Raw genomic sequence first — 23,021 nt, 5'->3', positions numbered from 1 at the left:
CTTGGCGCAGCCCCGACGATCCCCGGTCCGGAGCCGTCGAGGCGCGCCCTCATGCCTCGATCACTGACGGACGTAGCCGTTCACCGACGAGCGGAACACCCTCACTTGGCCCCATCGGTTGGTCGTTGTGCTGTTCGTCGTCTGGAAAGGCACGTGGATGAAGCTGTCGCGGGTGATGCTGCCTTTGTCGGGGCGGTTTCATGAGGCGGTCTCGTATTTCGAGCGCGCTCGCACCCACGATGCGGCGCACCACCTGAATCGCGCTTGGGGCACGCTGGCCAAGCTCTTCCACAGCGAGGCGCTCCTCTGCCTGGCGGTCGATCGAGCCAAGGTGCCTCAGCGCCGCGCGCGGCCGAGGACGAACCGGCTGCGGTCGGGCTCGGCGTACGTCGTCCACACGAGCGCGGCGCCGTCGCCCGTCGGCGCGGCCGCGACCCAGGACAGCCCGAGGGGCTCTCTCGCGAAGCCATACCGCGGGACGGCGACGGAGCCGTCGGCGTCCACGTGGAAGAGGCTCAGCTGCCTATCGCCCTCCTCGACCAGCGCCACGACGGCGCGGCCGTCCGACACGGCGATCGCGTGCTCCTGCGTCGCCTTCATGGCGTCGCGCGCCGCGATCGTCACGGGGGCGCCGGCCGGAGCCGCCTGTCCGTCGAACCAGCCGACCTCGAAGCGCTCTCCATCGTGCCACACGCCCGCCGCCCGGCCGGCGCCGGCGGGCGCGAGCGCGACGTCGTGGATCCCGGCGAGCTCGCGCGCCGGGCCGACCGCGCCCGACGCGTCGAGCGGCACGAGCTCGGTCGTCGCCGAGCCGTCGCCGGCGATCACGCGCGCGGCGACCAGGAACCCCGGATCCGCGAAGGCCGCCGCGGTCAGGTCGCCGTAGACCGCGGCGGCGACGGTCGCCTGCCACGCCGCGTTCCCTTCCTCGTCGAGCAGCTCGGCGACGAGCGCCCCCTGCGCGGCCGCGTGCTCGCCGCTCGTATAGACGAGCAGCGGCGCCGCGCCAGGCCTCGCCGCGAGCACCGGGTACATCGCGTCGGCGATGGTGCGCGTCGCGATCTCGTTCCCCTTCGGATCGAGGCGGTAGAGGCGCAGCACAGGGCCGTCGCCCGCGCCGCCGAGCGCCAGGATGAAGCCTCCGGGGCTCGGCGCGAGCGCCACCGTCAACCCCGGCGAGGGGACGTCCACGCAGCCCCACTGGCCCTCCAGAGCGAGGTCCATCGAGAAGCGGGCGAAGTGGATTTGACCGTCGAAGCTCTTCCAGGCCGCCGCGAGGCCCTCTCCGTCGCTCGCGAGCGCGAGGTCGCCGACGTTGTACCCGTCGACGCGCGGGCGCGCGCACGCGAGCTGGCTCGGGGCCCCAAGGCACGAGTCGCAGTCGCGGACATCGATCGAGCAGACGTCGCTGCACGCGAGGCGGCCTCCCCCCGCATATCCGAGCGAGCCGCACGTCTCGCTGACGGCGCCGTCGCATTCCTCGGTGCGGTCGCTGCACTGGACAGGGCCGCCGTCGACGCTCCAGCAGACCTCGCACGTGTCCTGCACGCCGTTCCCGCAGCGCTTCACGTCGGTGTCGCACACCGCGGAGCGCTCGGGCGGGCTGCAGGTCTCGGGGAACGGCTCGGAGCCGCCCGTGCCGCCGGACGCCCCCGCGCCGCCCGGATCTCGGTCGACCTCGACCGAGCCGCAGGCGCCGAGCGTCACCACGAGCAACGATGCTATCGTGCAGGAAGAGGTCGTTGTCCGCATGCCTCGCCTCGCTGCAACCCACGCGCCAGCGAGGGAGTCGCGCGATGCCCGAGCTCCGGGCCCCTCTGACCAGGTTCCGAGCGCGAGGCTCGTGTCGCATGGCGCACGGTGGCGCACGGTGGCCCAGGGGTTCAATCATGATTCGCGACCGGCGCCGCGACGCGATGCGTTGAGCAAGATCGCGCTGCCGCGTGCCCGGTGACTCGGCGCAAATTTTCTGTTCGAATCAATGCCATACCACGTTCATTGCATCGTATCCGCCGCGCCGCCGAGGCCGTGGGGCGGGCGCCTCGGCGACGTTCGGGTTCGTGGATTGCACTTGTCTTACGGAGGTAGCCTATGACGTTTGCGCGACACAGCAGCGGACGGATGTTTGTCGCTTCTTGCTTGCTCATCGGGTTCAGCTCGGGGTGCCAGGGCTCGGTCGTGCTTCCCGATCCATCCTCCCAGGACGGCTCGGCCGAGCCGCCGCAGGGCGAGGAGGCGGCTGACGTCGGCTCGGCGGACAGGCCCGTTGTCCAGCCGGGGAAGGCCGAGCCCGCCGTCGATGTGCCGGTCGGCGGCGGCGCGATCGATCGATGCGCGGGCCCGTTCCCCGGCGAGGAGCCGAGCGACGGCAGCGGCTACACCTTGAAGCCCGGCCTCCTCTACCCCGCGGAGTCCCCGGGCGTGTACATGGGTCAGCTGTCGCTCGGCGACATCGACGGGGACAAGCGCTTCGACTTCGTGAGCACGGATCGCGAAGAGCTGTATGTGCAGACGCACCCGCGGGTGCGGGACCTGAACGGCGAAGTCATCTACACCCCTTCCGCGCCGGCCGACGCGGTCGAAGGCACGTTGCTGCTCGACGCGGACCACGACGGCGCGCTCGACATCGTCGTCGCTCAGCAGCAAGGGCTCGTCTTCCTCCACAACCAGGGCGGCGGCGCCTTCGCGCCCCCGAGGCCGATCTCCGAGCTGCCCACGTTCTCCCCGAGCGCCGTGGATCACGACGAAGATGGCGTCCTCGACCTCGTCGGGATCGGATACGACAGCAAGATCCTCGTCTACCGGGGGGACGGCGGCGGCGGTTTCGCGCTCACCCACGATCTGCCGGCCGGCGTGTTCATGTCCGGCGTCGTCACCGGCGACGTGACGGGGGACGGGCGCCCCGACGCGGTGATCGCGATGGACGGCGTGGGCGCGGGCGTCGCGGTCTTTCCGCACGACGCCGAGCGCGGGTTCGACACGACCGGGCAGCAGGTCTTCTTCGAGACCACGCCGCCGAGCTCGGGCGTCTCGTTCGTCTCGGTCGCGGTGGGCGACGTGAACAACGACGGACGAAAGGACGTCGCCGCCGTCACGCACGAGTACAGCGACGGGCCGATGCGGGTCTGGATCCTGCTGCAAGACGACCTCGGCAAGCTGACGGCGCCGCAGGCGCTGCTCTCCATCGACGACCACCAGTATTTCGCCTCCGGAGGCCTGCAGATCGCCGATCTGAACCTCGATGGGCGGAGCGATCTCGTCGTGGTCAGCCGAAACACCGCCGAGATGTGGTCGTTCCTCCAGACCGCGGCGGGCACGTTCGAAGGCCAGCCGGCGCGATTCCCCGGCACCTTCCAGGACATCGACGGTTTCGGCGTCGGTATCACCGATTTCGACTGCAACGGCTGCCCTGACGTCGTGGGCGTCCAGGTCGACGGACTGGTCGTCTTCCGCGGTCGCGGCTGCGCGACGGCGCCTTGAGCGCCGCCGCGCGCGCGACCGGGAGGAATGAAGGGCGTCGTCGGCGCCCGCGAAGGCGTGTTTACTGCGCCAGACGAACGAGCTTCACGCTGTCCACGGTGACGGCCGCGGTCCCTGCGTTGCCGACGTTGATGTCGAGGAGCGCCGCGGAGTCCTGCGGGACGTTCGGGAGCTCGAACGCGTAGACGACCCACGCGGGGCCCGCCGCCGCGGTCACGCGACCGTAGCTCGCCCAGTTGTTGTCGCTGTTGCCGTTGCGCCCCAGGTTCACCACGAACGTGCGCACGTCGTCCGCCTTGGCGCGGAAGGTCAGCAGGTAGCGCCCCGCCTGCGACACGTTGACCGTGGTGCGAGCCTGGATGTGCCACATGTCGGAGCCGGGCTGCTGCACGTTGATGCGCATCTGGCGGCCGGTGAAGTCCGCCCATGCCGAGGCGCCGTTCCAGTTGAGGAGCTGCCAGCCGCTGCTGCTCTGGCTCCCCGCGAGCGAGGTGTTGGTCACATTGTCGAACGAGCAGTTGCTCACGAGGTTGAGAGGATCGCGGCAAGCGTCGATCAAGCTGACCTTCTCGTGGACCACGCCGCCCAGGAGGCCCGAGAAGGCGCGCCAGCCGAGCGACAGGTCATCGCCCACGAGGCCGATGGGATCGATCCCGCCGTACCCGGAGTTGGAGCTGTTGACGCTCTTGTAGAAGTCGCGGATCAGGCCGGTCTCGTAGGCCCACTGCCCCGACGCGGCGTCGCGCTTGTAGAGCGAGAGGCCCTCGTCTCCACCGCCGACCGTGCTGGCCAGCGTGTCGCCGTAAAGCGCCAGGTGCACGTGAGGGTAGGCCGTCGCCAGCGATTGGCTCGCCGTGATCGTGCCGTCGGCCGCCACCCGGTAAAACGAGAGGTGCTGCTGCGGCATGACGTCGTTGACGAGGAACGTCGCGCCGGACGTGACAGCCAAGTTCCCGGAGGCCATGGCGAGGCTTCGCCCGAAGGCGCCGCTCGAGAAATAGCCGCTCACGAGGGCCACGGCGTTCCAGGTGACGTCGCTGGCATTCCTGCGGAAGATGCGGACCGAGCCGAGCTCGGCCCCGGCCTCGCCGCCGTCGGACCACGGCGATCCGACCGCGACGAGGTCGCCGTCGATCGCGACCGCGGCGCCGGTGAAGCGCTCGTCCGGCTCGTTGAGAAAGTGCTCGAGGACCCACGTGTCGTTCGAGGAGTTGTAGCGGTAGATCTCGAGCACGCTGTGTCGCTTGTAGCCGATCACGAGGTAATCGTCGGAGAGGGCGAGCGCGATGTCCTTGAAGCTGCTCAGCGCGGGGTAGCTGAGCGGGATGCGGGTGAGCGCGTGGCTGATGTTCTGTCCGTTCTCGCGCACCGCGCCGTTGCAGTTCCGCTGACCGCCGACCAGGGGGCACTCCGCCCATGAGCCGTTGCTCTTCCGGGCGATGAACACGGAGTTCGCCTGCGGAGAGGTGGAAGAGCTCGTGCCTCGGGTCGCGAACGCGAGGAAGCGGTTCGAGATCGCGAGCTGGCTCCCGGCCTGGAGGTTGAACTGGGCGACGCCCGGGAACTGGTAAACGCGCTCGGGCGTGGCGTTCGTCCCGTTCATCAAGTAGACGGCGCCCTGCATCGTGCTGGGGAACGTGGGCTCTGGCTCCCCGCTGATCTTCACGTGCTCCTGGAGCGCGCCCACCAGCGTGTAGGTCCCTGCCCGTGCCAGGGTCGTCCCGGCTTCGGGGTACGCGGTGTTGCCGTGCGGCGTGGGCTTACCCACGACCACGCCGGCCGACGCCTGAGCGGCGGCCAGACCGACACAACCAGCGAGCACCCCAGCGAGACTTCTGACCTTGATCTTCCTGGAAACCAAACTCATGAATCGACCTTCTTCTTTGAAACGAGGACAGCGCCGGCTCAGGCTCGCGCACACGGGAAGCGTGCGTCGCGACTCCAAGCTGCGTCGATCCTCTCCGTCACTACATCCGTGAATCGCCGCGCCGCACCGACGCGGGGAGAAGTCGCTTGCGCCGACCTCGCGCTCCGCAGGCCGCTTCCTTGGGTGAAAGGCGGACGCGCGCGCCGCGGATCGGGCTCAAAAGGCGCCGACTTCGCCGAGCAGCGCCCCGTTCTCGAGCAGGTAGACATGGCCTCGAGGGGCCGACTCGCCCGCCTCCCAGCGCGATTCGACGGAGAGGTCGAAGGCGCCGCCGCACCCCGTGCAGCCGTCCCCCGATCCTCCGCCGGCGTATACGTCCGGGAACGGGTTCTCGTCGAAGATGAACGACAGGCGAAGGCGCGCGGCCCCGTCGTCGCCCCGATAGAGCGCCCCGCGCTGCTCGTGGTGGAGGATGCCGTCGGCGCTCGATAGATGCCCGAGCACGAGGATCTGCAGATACCCGTCGCCACACTCGCCGCTGCGGTCGATGTACGCCACGGCCGGTGAGCTCTCGGTGTCGGCGACGAGCGACCAGCTCACGGCGCTCATCATCCCGTTGGCCCATGCCACGTCGAAGCGCCCGGCCCGGCCTGTCGCGTCGAGGGCCTCCTGGCCGCTCACGCCGAGGGGCGTCGGGTCGGTGAGGCCATGCTCCACGGCCCGACCCGGCGTCAGCGGCAGGGAGTCACAGGGATCGGAGCCGACCTCCCCCGTCTGTCCCCCGGCGTGCGAGCAACCCATGAGCAGCCCCGCCGAGAGCCAGCAAGCGAGTCGTACGTTCATCGAAGCCTCCGCCCCCATTTGTCGCAGCGCACGAGCCAGCGCAAGAGCGCGTAGCGCAGCCACGCATTATTCTATCGCTCCGATGTGCTAGCGTCGATGCATATATGCGATACAAAAGGCCGCAGTACGATGAAATCGCAAAGGATTTCTGCCGCGCGCTCCGGGGCCGGCGCTCGCAGCGGCAGCTGAGCGTCCGGCTCGGGTACGGCACGAACGTCGCCTTCGGCTGGGAGTCCGGGCGGCGCTTTCCCACGCTCCCCACCCTGCTGCGCGTCGCGGCGTACAACGGCGTCGACGTCCATCGCGAGCTCTCGGGCTTCGTTCGCCAGGAGTCGGCCTTCGGCGCCGACGTCGCCGTCTCCGACCCGGCCCTCACGGCGACCTTCTTTCAGGTCATCAAGGGAGGGCTGAGCAACGCAGACATCGGCGCCCGTATCGGGCGCAGCGCGTCGCAGGTGTCGCGCTTCATCGCCGGCGCGTCGCAGCCCCGGCTCCCCGATGTGCTGGCCCTCGTCGACGCGACCACCGAGCGGCTCCTCGACTTCCTCGCCCTCTTCGTGCATCCGGGGCAGCTGCCCTCGGTGGCGCGCGACTTCCGTGTGCTCGAGGAGCGCCGTCGGATAGCGACGGAGCTACCCTGGTCTCACGCCGTCCTGCGCGTCCTCGAGCTCGCGAGCTACGCAGCCCTCCCCCGCCATGACGACGCCTGGGTCGCCGCTCGCCTCGGGCTCCCGGACGACGAGGTGCGTGCGTGCCGCGAAGCCCTGTCGCGGGCGGGCCTGATCCGGTGGCGCGAAGGGCGGTACGCCACCACGGCCGAGACGGTCGATATGACCCGCGGCGCCGCCGAGCCGCGACAACGATTGAAATCGCACTGGCTCGACGTCGCCGCGGGCCGGCAGCGCCGCGGCGATCCGGGGCTGTATTCCTACAACCTCGTCAGCGTCGCGCGCCGTGACCTCGAGCGGCTGCGGGCCCTGCACGTGCGGTATTTCCACGAGCTTCGTCAGATCGTGTCGGATTCGCGCGAGCCCGATTGCGTCGCGCTGGTGGCGATGCAGCTCTTCGAGCTGGGCGCGTGAGGCACGAACCGGAGCGCGCCCTTCCCCCCCGGGCATGTCGACGACGATCCGCCGCCGGAGAGCGCTCGTGACGGCGGCTGGCTCACGACGCGGAGACGATGCCGAGCGGCGCGCGAGCGCGGCGCGGGGACGAGACGAGCGGCAACAGATCCTCGCCCACGCGCACCGCCTCTTCGAGGTTCGGATACCCGGAGAGGATGAAGGTGTCGATGCCGAGCGCCTCGTACTCGGCGATGCGCTCGGCCACTTGCCGATGGCTCCCGACGAGCGCCGTGCCGGCGCCGCCGCGCACGAGCGACACGCCCGCCCAGAGGTTCGGCGACACTTCGAGCTCGCGTACGCCGAGCTTCTTGCCCGCGTGCAGCGAGAGCATGCGCGCTTGACCCACCGACTCCATCGAGCCGAGCCCGCGCTGCGCCTCTTCGATCGCGCCGGGCGGGATGCCGTCGAGCAGCCGCTTCGCCTCGCGCCAGGCGTCCTCTTCGGTGTCGCGCGTGACGACGTGGACGCGTAGCCCGAAGCGGATCGTGCGGCCGAGGCCCTCCGCGCGGCGGCGCATCGAGGCGATTCGATCGCGCACCATGCTCGGCGTCTCGCCCCACAGCAGGTAGACGTCCGCGTGCCTGGCAGCCACGCGCTCTGCGGCCTCGGAGGCGCCGCCGAAGTAGATGGTGGGACGCACGGCGAGCGGCTCCACCAGGCCGCCGTTCTCGACGCGGAAGTGCGCGCCTTCGTGGTTCACGCCGGGTCCGCCGAACGCCTTGTCGACCACCTCCAGGAACTCGGCGGTCCGGTCGTAGCGCGCGTCGTGATCGAGGAAGTCGCCGTATGCCCGCTGCTCCTTCGCGCTCCCGCCGGTCACGACGTTGAGCAGGAGACGATTGCCCGTGATGCGCTGCAGGGTGGCGACGCTCTGCGCGGCCACGGCCGGGTACATCTGCCCGGGCCGGAACGCGACCAAGAGCTTCAAGCGACGCGTGTGCTGCGCGACCGCCGCGGCCACGAGCCACGCATCCTCGCAGCGCGAGCCCGTGGGGATGAGCGCCGCAAGGAAGCCCGCGCGCTCCGCCGCCAGCGCGACTTGCGTCAAGTAAGCGATGTCCGGCGCTCGCTGTCGCTGCGCTTCAGCCTCGAGGTGGTGTGCGCTGCCGATCAAGTCGCGGCCGTCGCCGTGCGTCGGCAGGTACCAAAGAAAGTCGCTACTCACTGAAATCTCCTAGCCGCGCCTCCATGCCATAACGATGTCTCGTTCGGATCGTCGTTGATGGTCGCTCATGGATGGCGTAGGCGCGGGCGCGTACCGCCGTGCGGCCGGGCCGCACACTGCAAGCGGCGCGCCCGGAGGCGGAGCCCTCGGCGCACCGGCCGGAGGCAAGGCACCTCTCCTCCCCGGCCACGGGGCTGTGCTGCTAGAGCAGCACTGGAGCGCCCCAGCTGCTGAAGCAGTGCTGCCAGGGAACCACCCGGCCGCGCCCAGCCCGCCGCTCGACGGCCGTCCTCCCGCTGGCCGTGTAGGCTCGGGCGCTTCGGTGACGAAGGCGCAAGGCCCCGCCGGCGCGCCATCCAGAGAAGACCACGGGGTCGGACCACCTGCCGCTGCGCATCGTGTTCCAGGCGAGGTGAACGAGCGCGGCGGCCAGGCCGGGGTCGCGTTCGTCCGATCAGTCGCAGTTATGCCACATCAGGATGCCCGGTCCGTCGGGGGTGATGACCGGCACCCACGCTTCCGCGAGCTCTCCGAGACGTCGTTCGTCGAGCTCGAGGGGGCTGGGCACCTCCTCGCCGTCATCACGCCGATGCCAGTATGGTACGGAGCGGACCAGCTGGCGCAGCCGTCCAAGCCGGTCGTGAGGGAGGCGATCTCCGCACATCCCCCAGACGCACGCGCTGCCGTCATGGAACACCGACGTGAGCTCGTCGGGTTCGATGAATCCAGCGCTCGCGTCGACCTTCAAGCCGCCGAGCGGAACCAGATATCCTTCGATGGCACGATCGTCGCAGCCGGTGCCGGCGCATTGCTGCTCGTAGAGCACGCCGGTAGGAGCTTCGACGACGACGACCAGCCAGGTGGCGCGCCACGTACCATCCGGGTCCAGGTGAACGTGTCGCTTCGACGATGAGCTCACGGCAAATGTATGCTCCGCCGTGCTCGGGGACGCCGACGATGAATGGGGCGCTCCGTCTTCCCGCTGGAACTGCCACTTGCCGTCGGCCCCCATGACGGCCTTTAGATCATCGTCTGGGCGACGGGTGAGGCGACCGATCCGGCACTCCAGCTCGAAGATCTCGCGGGCCGCAGAGAGCACCTCGAGGGCGACGTACGCACCGACGCTGTAACTGAACAGCATGAACTGGAAGCGCTCGAACTGCCGCTGCCACTCCGATTCGTACTCCGGCTCGCGGCCCCGCTCCGACCGCGCCCGCTCGTCCAGCGCGAGCTGGTGGCGCCCGGTGCCCAGCGCCCGGAGCTCGTCGAACCCGACGCCGTAAAAGGTGCCACCAGGGTATACCAGCCCAAGGTAGCCGCCGTTGTTCGGGCCGGCGTCCGCGGGCAGGTAGTGCGCGAACACCACGCGAGCACCGACCTGGAGCTCAAGCATCCCCATCCGTTACGCCCTCCGTGGCGCACGACGTGGCTCAGTCGCGCATCGCTTTGAAAGCGTCGCCTGCGAGCAGCTGTTATGATCGATGCGCTTCATACTCTGAGAGTAGCGTGCTGATCTGCGCTCGCTCTTCCTCCGATGGGCCGCTCGTCAAGTCGTCCGCGATGCCCTTCAGCAAGTAGAACTCTGTCTCGTCCCTGATGGCTCCCCGCTTCAAAACTGCTCGATACTTCGACCAGTACCGCCTCCTGATTTCCGAGAATGTAAGCAATCCATTCGCTGCGAGGGCGGCGTCCGCTCGACGGATTTCTTCGCCGCTCAAGTGTCCGTATTGCTCCACGATGTCATGGATGGCCTGCTTCAGGCCTTGCAGGGCCTTCGAAGGGCCGAGCTTCTCGGCGATCTGCTCCAAGGCGTTGGCAGGATGGCGTGGATCGTCCAGCGGCATGAAGCTGGGGAACAGGTGTCGCTCCCAAAAGTCGAAAAATCCCCTCAACTCTTGCCACTCGCGTTGCCTCTCCGGTGACATTTGACGAGCCACGGTCATCGCCTCTCGCGGGTAGTGCGACTTGCGGGTGTGCTTGCGGCGCGGGGTCAGTGCCAGCCGCTCGTCAGACTGTATACTCGGGCTCGCTTTCATAGTCCAGCGGCTCCTCCTGAACATGACGAAGCCATTGAGCGAGCTGGGGCGCGTAGTGCACGTAGCCGAGATCGCCGCACAGTACACCCGTTGCGGCCATCGGCAACGTCTCCTCCAGCCACCTTTGGAGCGCGGCCACGGAGGGCATCCGCGGTGAGCGCGCGTGCTTGGTGTAACCTTCGACGTCGCCGTACAAGGAGAAGTAGACGTCGTGGACGGCGTATTCGACGGTCCCGTCGCTCTTCGCATGCCGCATCACGCGGGGCTGGTAGTACTGGCCCGAAGCCTCGACGCGCAGCTCGGTAGCACGGCCCCGCGCCACGGACGCAGCGGCATGGTGCGCTGCCGACGCTCGCACGTCGGCCAGCCGTTCATACCATGCGGCGCCCCGCTCCAGCGTACCTCGTGACGACGCGCGCCAAAGGCTGAGCGCCTCCTCGAGCAGCTTCGCGGCAGATTCCATGCCGCCGGCGCTCGCCTCGAGCTCGGCACGGCGCGCGATCCGCGCTGCGAGCTCGTCCGGTGAAGCGCGATCCTCTCGCAGCAGGTCGATCAGACGACCGTAGAGCGTGGACGCCTCTGCCCACCGCTCCCGGCCGCAGAGGTAGTCGGCGATCGACTCGAAGGCGCGTACGCGCTCCGCTCCATCGGCCTCCGCCTCCGCGCAACGGATGGTCTGTCGAGCGAGCTCGTCAGCGCGCGTCGGGTCGTCTCGATGGTTCCATCGAGCATCATCCAGCAGAGCCTTCCATGCCATGTTTCACCAAATCACCGGTGCCAGCCCAACGTGCCAGTAAGAATGCGGCGCGCGCGCTGCGCTCAGTGCGCCTTGGACACCCATGCTTCCAGTTGCGTCCGCTTTCGAGGAGCCATGTTTAGAGCGGGGTTCGCGAGCGCTTCGCGAGCCAGGGGCCCCACCTCTGCTGCAATATCGTATATCCACGTGCTTCCGCCGCCGTCGGCATCACCAAGCGCCACCGAAACAATCTCGGTGGCGAGCCGGAGGCGCTCGATCTCGCCCGAGCGGAACAGCTCACACAGACGCCACGGAGCGATGGGAATACCAGCGAGGACGTTCGCGGCGACGTGCCAACGAATGCGCCCAGTGCTGGCTGCGTCGAGAAGAGCGGCCTCCGCGCTCGGCGATCTGATGCGCGCGAGCCCGCAGGCGGCACCTTCGCGAGACGCCTGCTTCGGGGCGTCGCGGACGAGCGTGCAGAGGTCCGAGAGAGCATGTTCTCCAAGGATCTTCGCAAGCGCGGGGCCAGCGTAGCTCTCGGCGAGCATCCCGGGTGCGCTCAACAGAATCTTGCGAACCAAGGCGTAGCCAACCTCGTGGCCGATGCAGCCGAGAAGATGCGCGACCAACCAGGGTGGGGCCTCCCCGGCGCGATAGGCGTCCACAAGAGCGCCGGCCGCGTCGGCATCGGGCGCACGTCGCTCAAGCTCTGCCGCGACGTGCTTGAACCTGCCATGATCCGCGAGCGCGGCGGCAACGAGCTTGGTGGACGTGTCTGACATCAAGGATTCACCTTCGTCTGCTCGCTGCCGCGCCATGCCCGTGCAATGAACGCCCTTGGCGCCGCGAGCGGGCATAGGCCGCCCGCCGGATCCAATTCGATGTTCGGCGGCTCTCTCATATCGCCGAATCTTCGAGCGCCTGCTCGTAGATCCCTCGCAGGTGCGGAGATGGCCATTTGTGGTTGTATTCGTCCAAGTACATGAGTAGCTCCCTCTCTGCGCCGTCGTGCCAGCGGCAAAGGAGGTCCGGGATCTCGTGTATGGCTTCCCAGAGGTCGTTGACCTGTCGCCGGGAGACCTCCTCGTGAAGCGTCCAGTTGCGCGTCGTGTACGATGCCACGTAGAGAACCCGTAGGGCTGCGCGCAGGGTCGGCTCTGGCGCCATTCTTCTCATCATGCGTCCGCCTGCGTCCCCTCGAGAGAAGCCGTTGTGCTCGCTTCGGATCGGAGCGGCCGCTCGGATGAACAGCTGGTCCCATCGGCCGCCTGCTGCAATCGATGCCGACTCATCGAGAGAGCAACCGGAATGTGAGGCTGATCCGCGGGCCCGCGGCCTCGACGGCGAGGACCGCATGCTGCCACCCCTCCTGGACGCTGGCGCGCATGATCAGGAGCGAGCCGGGCGCCAAGGCTATGTCGTGCCGCTCCTCTCGGCGAGAGCGCCGGCGGAAGGTGAGGACGCGAGGCGCGCCCAGCGACAGGATCGAGGTCGTCGTCCCGGCGACGACGCCGGCGCTGGAGTCCGAGTGAAAGCCCATCTTCGCCGCCCCATCGGCGTAGAAGTTGGCGAGGCAGTTGTTGATCCCGTGCCCCACCACGCCGGCGATGCGGGCCGCGAGCTCCTGCACGAAGGGCGGCATCTCGCGGTCCGGGTAGGAGATGCCTGAGTAGTTGTACGCCACCCCGCACGAGGCGGTTCGGCGTGAATGCATCCGGTCGTCCCACGAGAGACTCCGCTCCGCCACGTCGAACAGGGTCGTCGGATCGGCGACGAATCCCTCCAGGTACTGAGCTTCTAGGTCTTCCGGCATGTGTCGCTGCGGTGGTGCCAGCCGTCGATGTCGCGGAGGTTGCGCGCCATACGGCCCTCCGCTTTATCTTAGCCTCGAAACGAGAGGTGGAGGATGGCTCGCGCGGCTGGCAGACCGCGATGAAGATCGCCTCCGCGCGCGCCGGCCGCGCGACGCAGGCGAGGGACGCGCGCTCCGTCCACGCTCTACGCTCCACGCTTCGCGCGAGATCCCGGCCGGCCGGGGACCTCCAGAAATTGGGCGGCGCCGCGAGAATTCTGCTAGGGGGGGCTCATGATCATCGCGCTCACCGGACAGAAGGGTGGGATCGGCAAGAGCACCACGGCCGTGAGCCTCGCCGTGGCCGCGCTGGCGAAGGGCCGGCGCGTGCTCCTCGTCGACGCCGATCCCCAGGGGACCGTCCGTACGTGGGGCGACGTGGCCGCCGAGGCCGGGCACGAGACCCCGACCGTCATGGCCATGGGCGCCTCGATGCACAAGCCGGGGCAGCTGCCGGACGTCGCCGCCGCGTACGACCTCACGGTCATCGATTGCCCCCCCCGTCACGGCGAGATCGCGCGGTCGGCGCTGATGGTCGCCGACGTCGCCGTCTACCCCTGCGGCCCCACGGCCGCGGATGCCTGGGCCCTCACCGCCGCGATCGAGGTGTTCCGGGAGGCCGCGGCGCTGCGGAGCGCGCTCAAGGGCTGCATCCTCATCACGCGCAAGCAGGGCCGCACGGCCCTCGGCAAATCGGCGCGCGCGGTGCTCGAGACGTCGGGCCTGCCGGTGCTCGCCACGGAGCTCGGCTATCGCATCGCCTACCAGGAGTCCCTCGCCTGCGGGCAAGGGGTGACGGGCTACGCGCCGCGGGACGCCGCGGCCAAAGAGATCACCCACCTTCTCGGAGAACTGGAGAAGCTTCATCATGGCGAAAAAGCAAGTCGCGGTCTCGCTAAGAAAGCCGCCGTCGCCTGAAAAGGTCGACGCCTTCGTCGCGGGCGGCGAGGGCGGCGCGCCGGCCCACGACGCGGTGAAGTCGAGGCCCGCCGCCGACAGGCGAGCGCACGACGACAAGACGGCCGAGGCAAAGCAGGAGCGCGCGCCGGAAGCGCGGGCGCCCGAAGCGCAGCCGAGCGCCGAGCCGCCGCCGTCCGTCGCGACGACGCCGCCGCCGCCGCAGGCCAGCGCGGCCGCCGAGCCCCAGCCGCTCGCCACCACCTCGGAGCCGCCGGCCGCCCCGCCGGTGCTCGTCGGCAACGACGGCCGCTCGCGGCGCGCGGTCACGGTCTACCTGCCCGACCCGCTCGCGGACCGGCTGCTGCTCCACTGCATCGAGCACGACCGCGACGTGAGCAACCTGGTCGGCGAGGCGGTCGAGGTGCACCTCGACAAGCGCCTCGGGCCGGCGCCGGTCTCCGCGGCCCCCGCCGGCGGCGGCGCGGCCGCCGCGCACGAGGCCGCGCCGCCGGGCCCGAGCTACCGCGCCGAGCCGTTCCGCGCGGCCGACACCCGCCCGACAGGGCGCGTCGGCCGGATGGTCCAGGTCGGGCGCGTGCTGATGACCCTGTGGCGGCAGCGGCCCCGCGCGAGCTGACGCAAACGCCCGGACCCGCGGCGCGACTCCCCCTCTCGAACCCGAACGAACCCCGGCGCCGTCCCTGAACAAACCCAGGCGCGGCCGCGGCTCCGGGGTGGCCGGACGACCCTTGGCGGGCGCGCGGGGGGGAAAACAAGGATCTTCCTGTCTACCCGCTATCTCGAATCGGGAGCGAGCCTCTCCGGTCCAAACGGGCCATCCGCGGTCCTGCCGAGTTCCCGCGCGCAGCCCGCGTCCAGCATCCAGACGGCATGATGCACGTCGCGCCGCAGGCGCGGTCACTCGGGCGGCTCCGCCGGGGCGGCCGCGGACAGGCGCTCTGCCGCGCGCCGGTCGCTCGCCGCCAGACGCGGTGAGCGCTATCACCGCGCTGTCGCGAGCGCGCCGCGCCCGCCGGGCCGACGCCGCGACTTCCGGGGCGGACGTTGACATTCATGGGGTGAGCGGGCAGGCTCTGAGTCGCCGCGACGCCGCGCGAGAAGCGCACTGCTCCCGCCGCCGAGCGCGCCGTGGCTCCAGCGTCGCCGGGCCGTTCGCCGCGGCGGCGACTGACCACCAGGACGAGCGATGACCCAGCATGTTCGGGACGAGGGGACGACCGCGCGTGGGCTCAACCAGAAGGAGGCGCAGGTCACGCCGGACGCCGGGCGCTCCGTACACGCGATGTTCATCGAGGCGCCCACCGCCATCGCGGTGTTCCGCGGCCCCGACTGGGTGATCGACTTCACGAACCGGCTCGCGCAGCGGCTCTTCCGCGACCGCACCACCGTGGGCAGGCGCCTCTTCCAGTGCGCCCCGGAGCTCGCCGGCTCCCAGGTGGCCGAGCTGCTCGAGCGGGCCTACGGCTCGGGCCAGCCCGCCGCCGCGTGCGAGCTCCTCATCCTGCTCGACCGGGGCGCCGGCGACGGGGCGCTCGCCGAGGGCTATTTCAACGTGACCCTGCAGCCCATCCCGGCCGGCGCCGGCGGGGCGCACAGCGTGGTGCTCTTCGCGGTCGAGGTCACCGACCAGGTGCTCGCGCGGCGCCGCATCGAGCAGCTCGCCGAGCAGCTCGAGCACGAGCGCCACAAGCTGGAGCAGGTCATCCAGCAGATGCCCCACGCGGTGTACATCGCGGAGGCCCCCTCGGGGCACCTCGTGATGGGCAACGCCCAGGGCGCCGCGCAGCTGGGCCGCCCCTTCGTCGCGTCGGAGGACGTCGAGGCGTACAGCGCGTCCTACCGCGGCTTCCACGGGGACGGCCGCCCCTACGCGCCGCACGAGTGGCCGCTCGCGCGCGCGGTCCTGAGCGGCGAGCTCGTCCGGGCCGAGCCGGTGGAGATGCTGCGCACCGACGGCACCCGCGCCATCATCGAGTACAGCGCCGCGCCCATCCGCGACGCCTCGGGGCAGATCGTGGCCGGCGTCGTGGTGGGCGTCGACGCGACGGCGCGGATCCGCGCCCTGCGCGAGGAGCAGCGCCGCAGCGAGCAGCTCAAGGGGCTCGCCGAGGCGTCGCTCGCCGTCAACTCGGCGACGTCGCTCGACGGGATGCTCGCGGAGATCACCGAGCGGGCGCGCGCGCTCATCGGGGCGCACCAGTCGGTCATCAGCATGACCGACGACCAGAACTGGGCGCAGGCCATCAACGCCGTCAGCCTCTCGGACAAGTACGCCGCGTACCGCGGCTATGACGCGAAGAGCGACGGGAGCGGGATCTACACGCTGGTCTGCAAGACCAACAAGCCGCTCCGCATGACGCAGGCCGAGCTCGAGGCGCACCCGGCGTGGCGGGGCTTCAGCGGCGAGGAGGCGCGCCACCCGCCGATGCGCGGCTGGCTCGCGGCGCCGCTCATCGGCCGCGACGGCAGGAACCTCGGGCTCGTCCAGCTCTCGGACAAGGAGGAGGGGGAGTTCACCGGCGACGACGAGTCGATCCTGGTGCAGCTCGCGCAGCTCGCCAGCGTGGCCATCGAGAACGCGCGGCTGCGCGAGGAGGCGCTCGCCGCCGAGAAGCGCTTCCGCTCCATGGTCGAGGCGACCGCGGTCGTCGTCTGGCGGACCGATCCGCGCGGCCACGTCGTCGAGGACTCCCCGTCCTGGCGCGGCTTCACCGGGCAGCGCTACGAGGAGTGGGTCGGCTACGGCTGGCTCGACGCCGTGCACCCCGACGATCGCGAGCACGCGAACGCCGCGTGGCGAGGGGCCGTCGCGTCGAGGACCCGGTACGAGGTGGAGTACCGGCTGCGCCGGCGCGACGGCTCGTGGGCGCACACCGTCGCGCGGGGCGTCCCGCTGATCGCGGACGACGGCGCGATCTACGAGTGGGTCGGCTGCAACGTCGACGTGAGCGACATCCGGCGCGCCGAGGAGGCGTTCCGGGTCCAGCACCGGCTCGTGCGCACCATCGCCGAGAACGCGACGCTCGGCCTGTTCATGATGGATGCGCACCAGCGCTGCACCTTCATGAACCCGGCGGCCGAGAAGATCACCGGCTTCACGTTCGACGAGATGCAGGCGCTCGATCGCCCCCTGCACGAGATCGTGCACCACACGCGGCCGGACGGCAGCCGCTATCCCATCGAGGAGTGCCCGATCGACCGGGCGCTGCCGCGCAAGAGCCAGGAGCAGGGAGAGGACGTCTTCGTCCGCAAGGACGGCTCCTTCTACCACGTGGCCTTCACCGCGAGCCCGATCCTCGACGGCGACGTCCCCGTGGGCACGGTCATCGAGGTCCGCGACATCACCGAGCAGAAGCGCGCCGAGGCGGAGCGCGAGCGCCTCATCGCCGCGCTCGAGCGGAGCAACAAGGAGCTCGACCAGTTCGCGTACGTGGCCAGCCACGACCTGAAGGCGCCCCTCCGCGGCATCGCGAACCTGGCGCAGTGGATCGAGGAGGACCTCTCGGGGACGCTCCAGGGCGAGTCGCGCGAGCACATGAGCCTGCTGCGCGGCCGCGTCCGCCGGATGGAGGCGCTCATCGACGGGATCCTCGACTACAGCCGCGCCGGCCGGGTGAAACACGCGGTGGAGCCGGTCGACGTGGGCCAGATCCTCGCGGACGTCGTCGAGCTGATCGCGCCGCCGCCCGAGGCGAACATCGACGTCGCGCCGGGGCTGCCGGCGCTGCGGACCGAGCGGATCCCGCTGCAGCAGGTGTTCATGAACCTCGTCAGCAACGCGCTCAAGCACGCGCGGCGCGCCGACGCGCGCGTGCGGATCGGGCACCGCGACGCCGGCCTGCTCCACGAGTTCTTCGTCGAGGACAACGGGCCAGGCATCGCCCCGGAGTTTCACGAGCGCGTCTGGGGCCTCTTCCAGACGCTCGAGGCGCGCGACAAGGTGGAGGGCACGGGAATCGGGCTGTCCGTGGTGAAGAAGATCGTCGAGAGCCGCGGCGGACGCATCTGGATCGAGTCCTCCCCGGGCCAGGGCGCGACCTTCCGCTTCACCTGGCAGAAGCGCGATCCGAGCGATTCCTGAAACGCGGCGCTCGCGCGTCGGAGCGCGAAAGCAGCAGGCTCAGCAGGTGTTCGGAGCTCGTCATTGGAGTTGAACCCGACGGACCGGTGGTCCAAGCTCGAACGATGAGACGCCTCGAGAGCGCCTGCGCGGGTAGGGCCAGGTCGGAGCGCGTCCGGGCTCACCGGCGGCCGCGAGACCTCCGCGGCGGTCGCCGTGCTGCTTTGGGAATTGCCGCGGCGGCGATCGCGCGGAGGTTGACGTTCACGTCCTCCTCGCCAAGGAGATCCAGGAGACCATGAGCGTCGAAGAAAAACTGCTCAACATCCTCCTCGTCGAGGACGACGAGGTCGATGTGATGAACGTCCGCCGGGCGTTCAAGCGCAACAACATCTCGAACCCCCTCTGGGTCGCCGGCAACGGCGTCGAGGCGCTGGAGATGCTGCGCAGCGGCGCCATCCCCGTGGAGCGCCGGCTGATCCTGCTCGACCTGAACATGCCGAAGATGAACGGCATCGAGTTCCTCCGCGAGCTGCGGGCCGATCCGGATCTCGTGGCCACGTCGGTCGTCGTGCTGACCACATCGAACGACGATCGCGACAAGGTGGGGGCCTTCAACCTCAACGTGGCCGGTTATCTCCTCAAGCCCGTCACGTTCCTCAGCTTCGTTGAGCTCATGGCAGCGCTCAACAAGTACTGGAGACTCGTCGAGCTACCGTAGCGAAGCTCGCCGGCTTTCTGTCCCCCTCCGCGCGAGGCGGCGAGGCGGCGAGACGCGCGCTCGCGCGTGCGATCCCCCCACAGACCGCGATGGGACCGGGCGGGGGCGGGCTACTTGCTCCGCTTGACCACGCCGAGCGCCTTCTGCGCCGCCTTGAGGGCCGCCTGCGCCTCCTTGCCCTCCGCCCCCGCGAGCGCCGCCGCGATCGCGGCCGCGACCTCGCGCCGGCTGTGCGGGTGCACGTCGGCGAGCTTCAGGTAGAGCTGCGCCTTCTCGGCGAAATCGGCGTCGCCGCGCCGCGCCTCGATCCGCTCGAGCAGGCAGCCCGCCACCGCGGTGTCGTCCATCTTCTTCAGCGCGTCGAGCGCCGCGGCCCGCTTCGCGAGCTCCGGCCGCGCCTCGATGAGCTCCACGAGCGGCGCGAGCGCCACGGGGCCGAACGCGCGGATCGCGTCCGCCACGATGCCGGGCTTGTACCCCTCGGCGTAGGCCGACAGGAGCTCGCTCAGCCCGCGGACGTCGCCCAGGTAGCCGAGCGCGTACGCGGCGATCTTCGCCTCCCGGTCGTCCTCGCCACGGCTCGCCAGCATCCGCGCGAAGGTCTCGACCATCTCGACGTCGCCGAGCTGGGCGAGCGCGTAGGCGGCCTCCTCGCGCACGCCGCGGGCGGCGTCCGCGTAGAAGGCGCGGCGGAGCGCCGGGAGCGCGGCGAGGTCGCCCAGCTCGGCGAGCGCCTTGAGCGCCTCGAGCCGCTCCTCCTTGGTCGGCGCCGCGCCGAGCGCCTTCGCGAGCTCCTGCACCCGCTCCATCCGGGCGGCGCGGCGCGCGCGCACCGCGGCCCCGCCCGGCCCGGCCGCGTCGGCCACGTCGAGCGCGTCGCGGGCGAGCGCCCGCAGGCCGGCGTCCTTGGCGTGCTCCGCGACCCGGCCGAGCATCGCCGCGGCCTCGGCGCGGGCCGGGCCGCCGTGCTGCACGACCGCCTGCAGCACCCGCACCGCGGTCAGCTTGGCCACGCGGCCGGCCTTCACCGTGAGCGCCTTCTCCGCGGCCGCGATCGCCTCGGCCCCGAGCGGCGCGAACGTCCGCGCGATGGTCGGCGTCGCGGTGCCGTCCGCCCAGATCGGGAAGATGCTCCCGACGAGCTCGCCCGGCGGCAGCGACGCGTAGTAGCGCGCGTGGTGGACCGCGGCGACGTAGCGGTTCATGGCGCCCGCGGCCCGGCGCCGCGCCACCTCGTCCGGGGGGAGCGTCTCGTCGGGCCGCGCCACGGCGACGCTCTCGTAGGTCGGCACGCGCTCGATGGCCCCGCCTCCGCGATCGACGTGCGTCGCGCCGGCGAGGCGCACGAGCGCCATCTCGAGCACCTGGTAAAGCTTGATGAAGTCGTCGAGCCGGTCCGCCGGATCGGGCCGCTGCGGCAGGCCCTGGAGCAGCGCGGCCTGCTTCTCGAGGCGGAGATCGCGGAGCCGCTCGGCGAGCGGGTCGGTCACGCGGGCGCTGAGCCCGGTCAGGCCGGTGGCGAGCGCGTCGGCGAGCTCCTCGCGGACCTCGCCGAGCGCGATCGCCGCGGGCGAGGCGCCCGCCTCGCGGGCGGCGGCGTTCCACGCGGAGCCCTCGAGCGGCCCGCTGCGCGCGGCGGCCCCCGGCTCGACGACCGGGAGCAGCGAGAGGCCGAGCGGGCCCTCGACGATGGCGGCGAGCGGCCACAGGGTGGGCAGCGCGGCGTCGATCCCGACGTCGCCGAGCAGCGCGCGCAGCCGGGCGTCGCGGAGCGAGCCGGCGAGCCGCTCCTCGAGCGCCGGGTCGTCGGGCAGGTGGAGCGCCTCCCCCTTGTCGTCGACGGCCGAGAGCCGCGCGCCGCGCGCGAAGAGCGTGTCGGTGCGCACGGCCACGGGCACGAGGTCGGGCGCGAAGACGTCCTTGCGGTGCTCCTGGAGGGCCGCGAGGGCGGCGCCGACGTCGGGCAGCGCCCGCGCGAGCACCGTTTCGAGGGCGCCGGCGTCGAGCGGGCGCTTGTCGCCGAGGTCGGTGAAATCGAGCCGGAGCGGCGGGTAGCCGGGGTAGGTCGTCGCCCGCGCCCCGGCGAGCACCTCGCCGGCGAAGCTCCGCTTCGGCTCGGTCCGCTTCGCCATGAAGGCGGGGAGGATCTGCTTCTCGCTGAAGTGCCGGCCGGACTCGAGGTCGAGGAAGCGGCTCTCCCGGATGACGAAATCGTCGCTCGTGGTCCGGGTCGAGAAGGCGTACTCGACGAGCGTGAGCCCGTCCGCGGGCTTGCGGTCGGACGCCTTCCACGTCTTGCCGACGAGCTCCTCGACGTGGCGGTCGTCGAGCGGCTCGCCCGCGAGGTGCTTCTCGAGCTTGCGGGCGGTGAGCAGGAGGTCGGCGATCAGGTTCGCGTAGGCGACCGACGGGAGCGCGCCGCGGCGAGCGCCCGCCGGAGGACCGGCCGCGGCCTGCGGACCGCGCGCGGCTTGGTCGACTACCCGCACGCCCGCGGCCTGCCCCCGCAGCAGCGCGGCGAGATCGAGCGTCCGGGCCGAGAGCCGCCGGAGGCGGTTTTCCCGGAGCCCCTCGGCGAGCTTCTCCATCTGCTCGATGCGGTCGGCCCCGATCGTCGCGACGCCGGCCACGCCGAGCTCGCGCACGAGCGTGCTGACCTGCTCGACGCCCGATTTCATCAGCGCCTGCGCGTTCGCGGCGCCCTTCTTCACGCTCTTGCGCGCGGTCTCCCCGCCCGGCGCGCCGGGCGGCGCCGCGTCGCTCACGGCGAACGACTCGGGCGCGCGGGCCCAGGCGACGAGCAGCGCCGCCGCGTGCTTGCAGAACGCGGTGTTGAAGGTGCGCGCCGGGCAGGTGCAGCGCCCCTTGAAGCCGGGCGCCGGCGCGTCGCTGTAGACGAGCGTCACCTTGTAGGGCGAGGCCCCCGAGCCTCGGGCCTCGCAGAACAGCTTGTTCTCGTAGCGCGCGAGGTTCAGGAGCTGCCCGCCGTCGTAGAGCAGCGTGCCCTTCTTGAGCTCCCCCGCGTCCTGGATGAACGCCCGGAGCTCGGCGGCCCCGATGCGCTGCACCTCGCCCGGCGCCGCGCTCACGGGGCCTCCGCGGGCGAGCGCGCCGGGCCCGGCGCCGGGGGAAGTCCATCGTTCGGGAGCGGGGGAGCGGCGGCCGGCATGGGCCTCGGAGCGTATCATGGGCCGCAGCGCGGGAGCTCCTGGCCCAGGCGCCCGGCCGGGGCCGCGGATCCCGGGCTCAGGCCATCACGCCCTCACGCCCTCGGGTCCGAGCGCGGCGCCGGCGCGCTGCTCGCAGCGCCGCGCGTGCAGCTCGGTTGGCGCGCGACCGCTGGCACGCGACCGCGCGGCAGCGCGTCCTCGGCGCCCTCACGAGGGGGTTCGGCAGCGACAGGGGACCGAGCGCGAAGGGGCTGAACAGCAGGTCAGAGGCGGTGGTCCCGATCGACGCTGCTTGCAAAAGAGACGTTACTTTCAAAAGGGGAGTAAACTCCGTCGGAGGCGCATCCTGCGTCGCAGCTGCCTCGCGTCGGGGTACTTCCTTTTTGGTAGTGAAGAGGTCATGCTGCGCACGGGGACGAGGGATGAAGCGCTCTTGCCAGCACCTCTGCCAAAGGTTCCAGACGGCGATGAGCGTGCTCGCCAAGCCGTGGAACGGCCTGATCATCGCGACGCTCGAGGAGGGGGCGCTGCGCTTCGGCGAGATCGGCGAGCGGCTCGACGCGATCAGCGACCGGATGCTCTCCAGCCGGCTGAAGGAGCTCGAGGCGCTCGGCCTCGTGGAGCGGCGGGTGCTGCCCGGCCCCCCCGTCCGCGTCGAGTACGAGCTGACCGCCGCCGGGCGGGGGTTCGGCGAGGTGGCGCTCGCGATCTCGCGGTGGGGGGAGATGCTCGCGGAGAGCGCGGCGCGCGCCGGCGGGGCGAAGGGCGGCGCGCGCGGGGCGAAGCCCGGCCCGGCGGCGAAGCGCGCTCGGCGGCGCGCCGCGCAGCCACGCAAGGGCCCGTGACGCATGTCACGAAGGAGTCCGCCAGATCCTGGGCGTCATTCAGGGATAGCCTGACGCCGAGCCCTCGTGTGGCGAGGTAGCGAGATGAATGCCCCTGTCGATCTCGTGGAAGGCCTTGCCGCTCGGGTGAAATGATGATGTGATTCGAGGGCTTCGTACGGTCGGAAGTCACCGATGATGCGAAGCGTTAACGCGGTG

18 protein-coding genes are annotated in these 23,021 nt (G+C 70.8%); 7 read left to right on the top strand and 11 right to left on the bottom strand.

The features are described from left to right. Positions 1-336: 336 nt before the first annotated feature. The gene (locus WME83_RS44820; protein ID WP_437315843.1) at positions 337-1,716 is read right to left on the bottom strand and encodes a hypothetical protein; all 1,380 of its coding nucleotides are present in this window, start codon (positions 1,714-1,716) and stop codon (positions 337-339) included. Between the two features lie 405 nt (positions 1,717-2,121). On the opposite strand from WME83_RS44820, the gene WME83_RS44815 reads away from it, so the two are divergent. Then, on the top strand, positions 2,122-3,480 hold the full coding sequence (locus tag WME83_RS44815; protein ID WP_437315842.1) for an FG-GAP repeat domain-containing protein: 1,359 nt from the start codon (positions 2,122-2,124) through the stop codon (positions 3,478-3,480). A 61-nt stretch (positions 3,481-3,541) separates the two neighbouring features. Here the strand turns inward: WME83_RS44815 and WME83_RS44810 are convergent, their stop codons facing one another. Together WME83_RS44810 and WME83_RS44805 are read right to left on the bottom strand one after the other, a co-directional pair. Continuing rightward, positions 3,542-5,302 (bottom strand): carbohydrate binding domain-containing protein, encoded by a 1,761-nt coding sequence (locus tag WME83_RS44810; protein ID WP_437315841.1) that lies wholly within the window; start codon positions 5,300-5,302, stop codon positions 3,542-3,544. Between the two features lie 261 nt (positions 5,303-5,563). Continuing rightward, on the bottom strand, positions 5,564-6,190 hold the full coding sequence (locus WME83_RS44805) for a hypothetical protein (protein ID WP_437315840.1): 627 nt from the start codon (positions 6,188-6,190) through the stop codon (positions 5,564-5,566). Between the two features lie 104 nt (positions 6,191-6,294). Here WME83_RS44805 and WME83_RS44800 point away from each other — a divergent pair, with 104 nt between their 5' ends. After that, positions 6,295-7,272: a DUF4423 domain-containing protein gene (locus WME83_RS44800; RefSeq protein WP_437315839.1), complete on the top strand. Its 978-nt coding sequence runs from the start codon at positions 6,295-6,297 to the stop codon at positions 7,270-7,272. An 82-nt stretch (positions 7,273-7,354) separates the two neighbouring features. On the opposite strand, the gene WME83_RS44795 is transcribed toward WME83_RS44800, so the two are convergent. The 7 genes from WME83_RS44795 to WME83_RS44765 all read right to left on the bottom strand — a co-directional run bounded on the left by WME83_RS44795 (position 7,355) and on the right by WME83_RS44765 (position 13,067). Then, the gene (locus tag WME83_RS44795) at positions 7,355-8,479 is read right to left on the bottom strand and encodes an LLM class flavin-dependent oxidoreductase (RefSeq protein WP_437315838.1); all 1,125 of its coding nucleotides are present in this window, start codon (positions 8,477-8,479) and stop codon (positions 7,355-7,357) included. A gap of 454 nt (positions 8,480-8,933) precedes the next feature. Then, positions 8,934-9,872, bottom strand: a complete 939-nt coding sequence (locus WME83_RS44790; protein ID WP_437315837.1) for a DUF6210 family protein — start codon at positions 9,870-9,872, stop codon at positions 8,934-8,936. 79 nt (positions 9,873-9,951) lie between these two features. Then, complete coding sequence (locus WME83_RS44785; RefSeq protein ID WP_437315836.1) at positions 9,952-10,515, bottom strand: hypothetical protein; 564 nt, start codon at positions 10,513-10,515, stop codon at positions 9,952-9,954. Continuing rightward, positions 10,487-10,978, bottom strand: coding sequence for a hypothetical protein (locus tag WME83_RS44780; RefSeq protein ID WP_437315835.1), 492 nt, complete (start codon positions 10,976-10,978; stop codon positions 10,487-10,489). Before WME83_RS44780 ends, WME83_RS44785 begins: the two co-directional genes overlap by 29 nt. A 356-nt stretch (positions 10,979-11,334) precedes the next feature. Beyond that, on the bottom strand, positions 11,335-12,036 hold the full coding sequence (locus tag WME83_RS44775) for a hypothetical protein (protein ID WP_437315834.1): 702 nt from the start codon (positions 12,034-12,036) through the stop codon (positions 11,335-11,337). A 115-nt stretch (positions 12,037-12,151) separates the two neighbouring features. Continuing rightward, positions 12,152-12,433, bottom strand: a complete 282-nt coding sequence (locus WME83_RS44770) for a hypothetical protein (protein ID WP_437315833.1) — start codon at positions 12,431-12,433, stop codon at positions 12,152-12,154. Between the two features lie 109 nt (positions 12,434-12,542). Next, positions 12,543-13,067 carry an alpha-ketoglutarate-dependent dioxygenase AlkB gene (locus WME83_RS44765; RefSeq protein WP_437315832.1) on the bottom strand — a complete coding sequence of 175 codons (525 nt, stop codon included), beginning with the start codon at positions 13,065-13,067 and terminating at the stop codon, positions 12,543-12,545. Positions 13,068-13,340: 273 nt separating this feature from the next. On the opposite strand from WME83_RS44765, the gene parA reads away from it, so the two are divergent. From parA to WME83_RS44745, 4 genes are all read left to right on the top strand, one after another. Next, positions 13,341-14,024: a ParA family partition ATPase gene (gene parA, locus WME83_RS44760; RefSeq protein ID WP_437315831.1), complete on the top strand. Its 684-nt coding sequence runs from the start codon at positions 13,341-13,343 to the stop codon at positions 14,022-14,024. Continuing rightward, positions 13,975-14,643 (top strand): hypothetical protein, encoded by a 669-nt coding sequence (locus WME83_RS44755; RefSeq protein ID WP_437315830.1) that lies wholly within the window; start codon positions 13,975-13,977, stop codon positions 14,641-14,643. The genes parA and WME83_RS44755 overlap by 50 nt, the downstream gene beginning before the upstream one ends. Positions 14,644-15,213: 570 nt before the next feature. Next, positions 15,214-18,108, top strand: coding sequence for a PAS domain S-box protein (locus WME83_RS44750; RefSeq protein WP_437315829.1), 2,895 nt, complete (start codon positions 15,214-15,216; stop codon positions 18,106-18,108). A gap of 277 nt (positions 18,109-18,385) precedes the next feature. After that, entirely contained in the window at positions 18,386-18,808 is a 423-nt protein-coding gene (locus tag WME83_RS44745) for a response regulator (RefSeq protein WP_129579780.1), read from the top strand. 110 nt (positions 18,809-18,918) lie between these two features. On the opposite strand, the gene WME83_RS44740 is transcribed toward WME83_RS44745, so the two are convergent. Further along, entirely contained in the window at positions 18,919-21,897 is a 2,979-nt protein-coding gene (locus WME83_RS44740; RefSeq protein WP_437315828.1) for a HEAT repeat domain-containing protein, read from the bottom strand. A gap of 503 nt (positions 21,898-22,400) precedes the next feature. Between WME83_RS44740 and WME83_RS44735 the strand changes: the two genes are divergently transcribed. Beyond that, positions 22,401-22,823: a winged helix-turn-helix transcriptional regulator gene (locus tag WME83_RS44735; protein WP_437315827.1), complete on the top strand. Its 423-nt coding sequence runs from the start codon at positions 22,401-22,403 to the stop codon at positions 22,821-22,823. Positions 22,824-23,021: the final 198 nt, after the last annotated feature.

Origin of the sequence: Sorangium sp. So ce385 (assembly GCF_051474135.1) — a bacterium.
In the GTDB taxonomy this organism is placed as follows: domain Bacteria; phylum Myxococcota_A; class Polyangia; order Polyangiales; family Polyangiaceae; genus Sorangium; species Sorangium cellulosum_D.
This window is presented reverse-complemented; position numbering and strand designations above follow the sequence as displayed.

What these genes read in the sequence shown, in the direction of transcription:
- WME83_RS44815 (WP_437315842.1), top strand. Translation starts at nt 2,122, where the DNA reads ATGTTTGTCGCTTCTTGCTTGCTCATCGGGTTCAGCTCGGGGTGCCAG.
- WME83_RS44805 (WP_437315840.1), bottom strand. Translation starts at nt 6,190, where the DNA reads ATGAACGTACGACTCGCTTGCTGGCTCTCGGCGGGGCTGCTCATGGGT.
- WME83_RS44800 (WP_437315839.1), top strand. Translation starts at nt 6,295, where the DNA reads ATGCGATACAAAAGGCCGCAGTACGATGAAATCGCAAAGGATTTCTGC.
- WME83_RS44790 (WP_437315837.1), bottom strand. Translation starts at nt 9,872, where the DNA reads ATGCTTGAGCTCCAGGTCGGTGCTCGCGTGGTGTTCGCGCACTACCTG.
- WME83_RS44785 (WP_437315836.1), bottom strand. Translation starts at nt 10,515, where the DNA reads ATGAAAGCGAGCCCGAGTATACAGTCTGACGAGCGGCTGGCACTGACC.
- WME83_RS44780 (WP_437315835.1), bottom strand. Translation starts at nt 10,978, where the DNA reads ATGGAATCTGCCGCGAAGCTGCTCGAGGAGGCGCTCAGCCTTTGGCGC.
- WME83_RS44775 (WP_437315834.1), bottom strand. Translation starts at nt 12,036, where the DNA reads ATGTCAGACACGTCCACCAAGCTCGTTGCCGCCGCGCTCGCGGATCAT.
- WME83_RS44770 (WP_437315833.1), bottom strand. Translation starts at nt 12,433, where the DNA reads ATGATGAGAAGAATGGCGCCAGAGCCGACCCTGCGCGCAGCCCTACGG.
- WME83_RS44765 (WP_437315832.1), bottom strand. Translation starts at nt 13,067, where the DNA reads ATGCCGGAAGACCTAGAAGCTCAGTACCTGGAGGGATTCGTCGCCGAT.
- parA (WP_437315831.1), top strand. Translation starts at nt 13,341, where the DNA reads ATGATCATCGCGCTCACCGGACAGAAGGGTGGGATCGGCAAGAGCACC.
- WME83_RS44755 (WP_437315830.1), top strand. Translation starts at nt 13,975, where the DNA reads ATGGCGAAAAAGCAAGTCGCGGTCTCGCTAAGAAAGCCGCCGTCGCCT.
- WME83_RS44750 (WP_437315829.1), top strand. Translation starts at nt 15,214, where the DNA reads ATGACCCAGCATGTTCGGGACGAGGGGACGACCGCGCGTGGGCTCAAC.
- WME83_RS44745 (WP_129579780.1), top strand. Translation starts at nt 18,386, where the DNA reads ATGAGCGTCGAAGAAAAACTGCTCAACATCCTCCTCGTCGAGGACGAC.
- WME83_RS44735 (WP_437315827.1), top strand. Translation starts at nt 22,401, where the DNA reads ATGAAGCGCTCTTGCCAGCACCTCTGCCAAAGGTTCCAGACGGCGATG.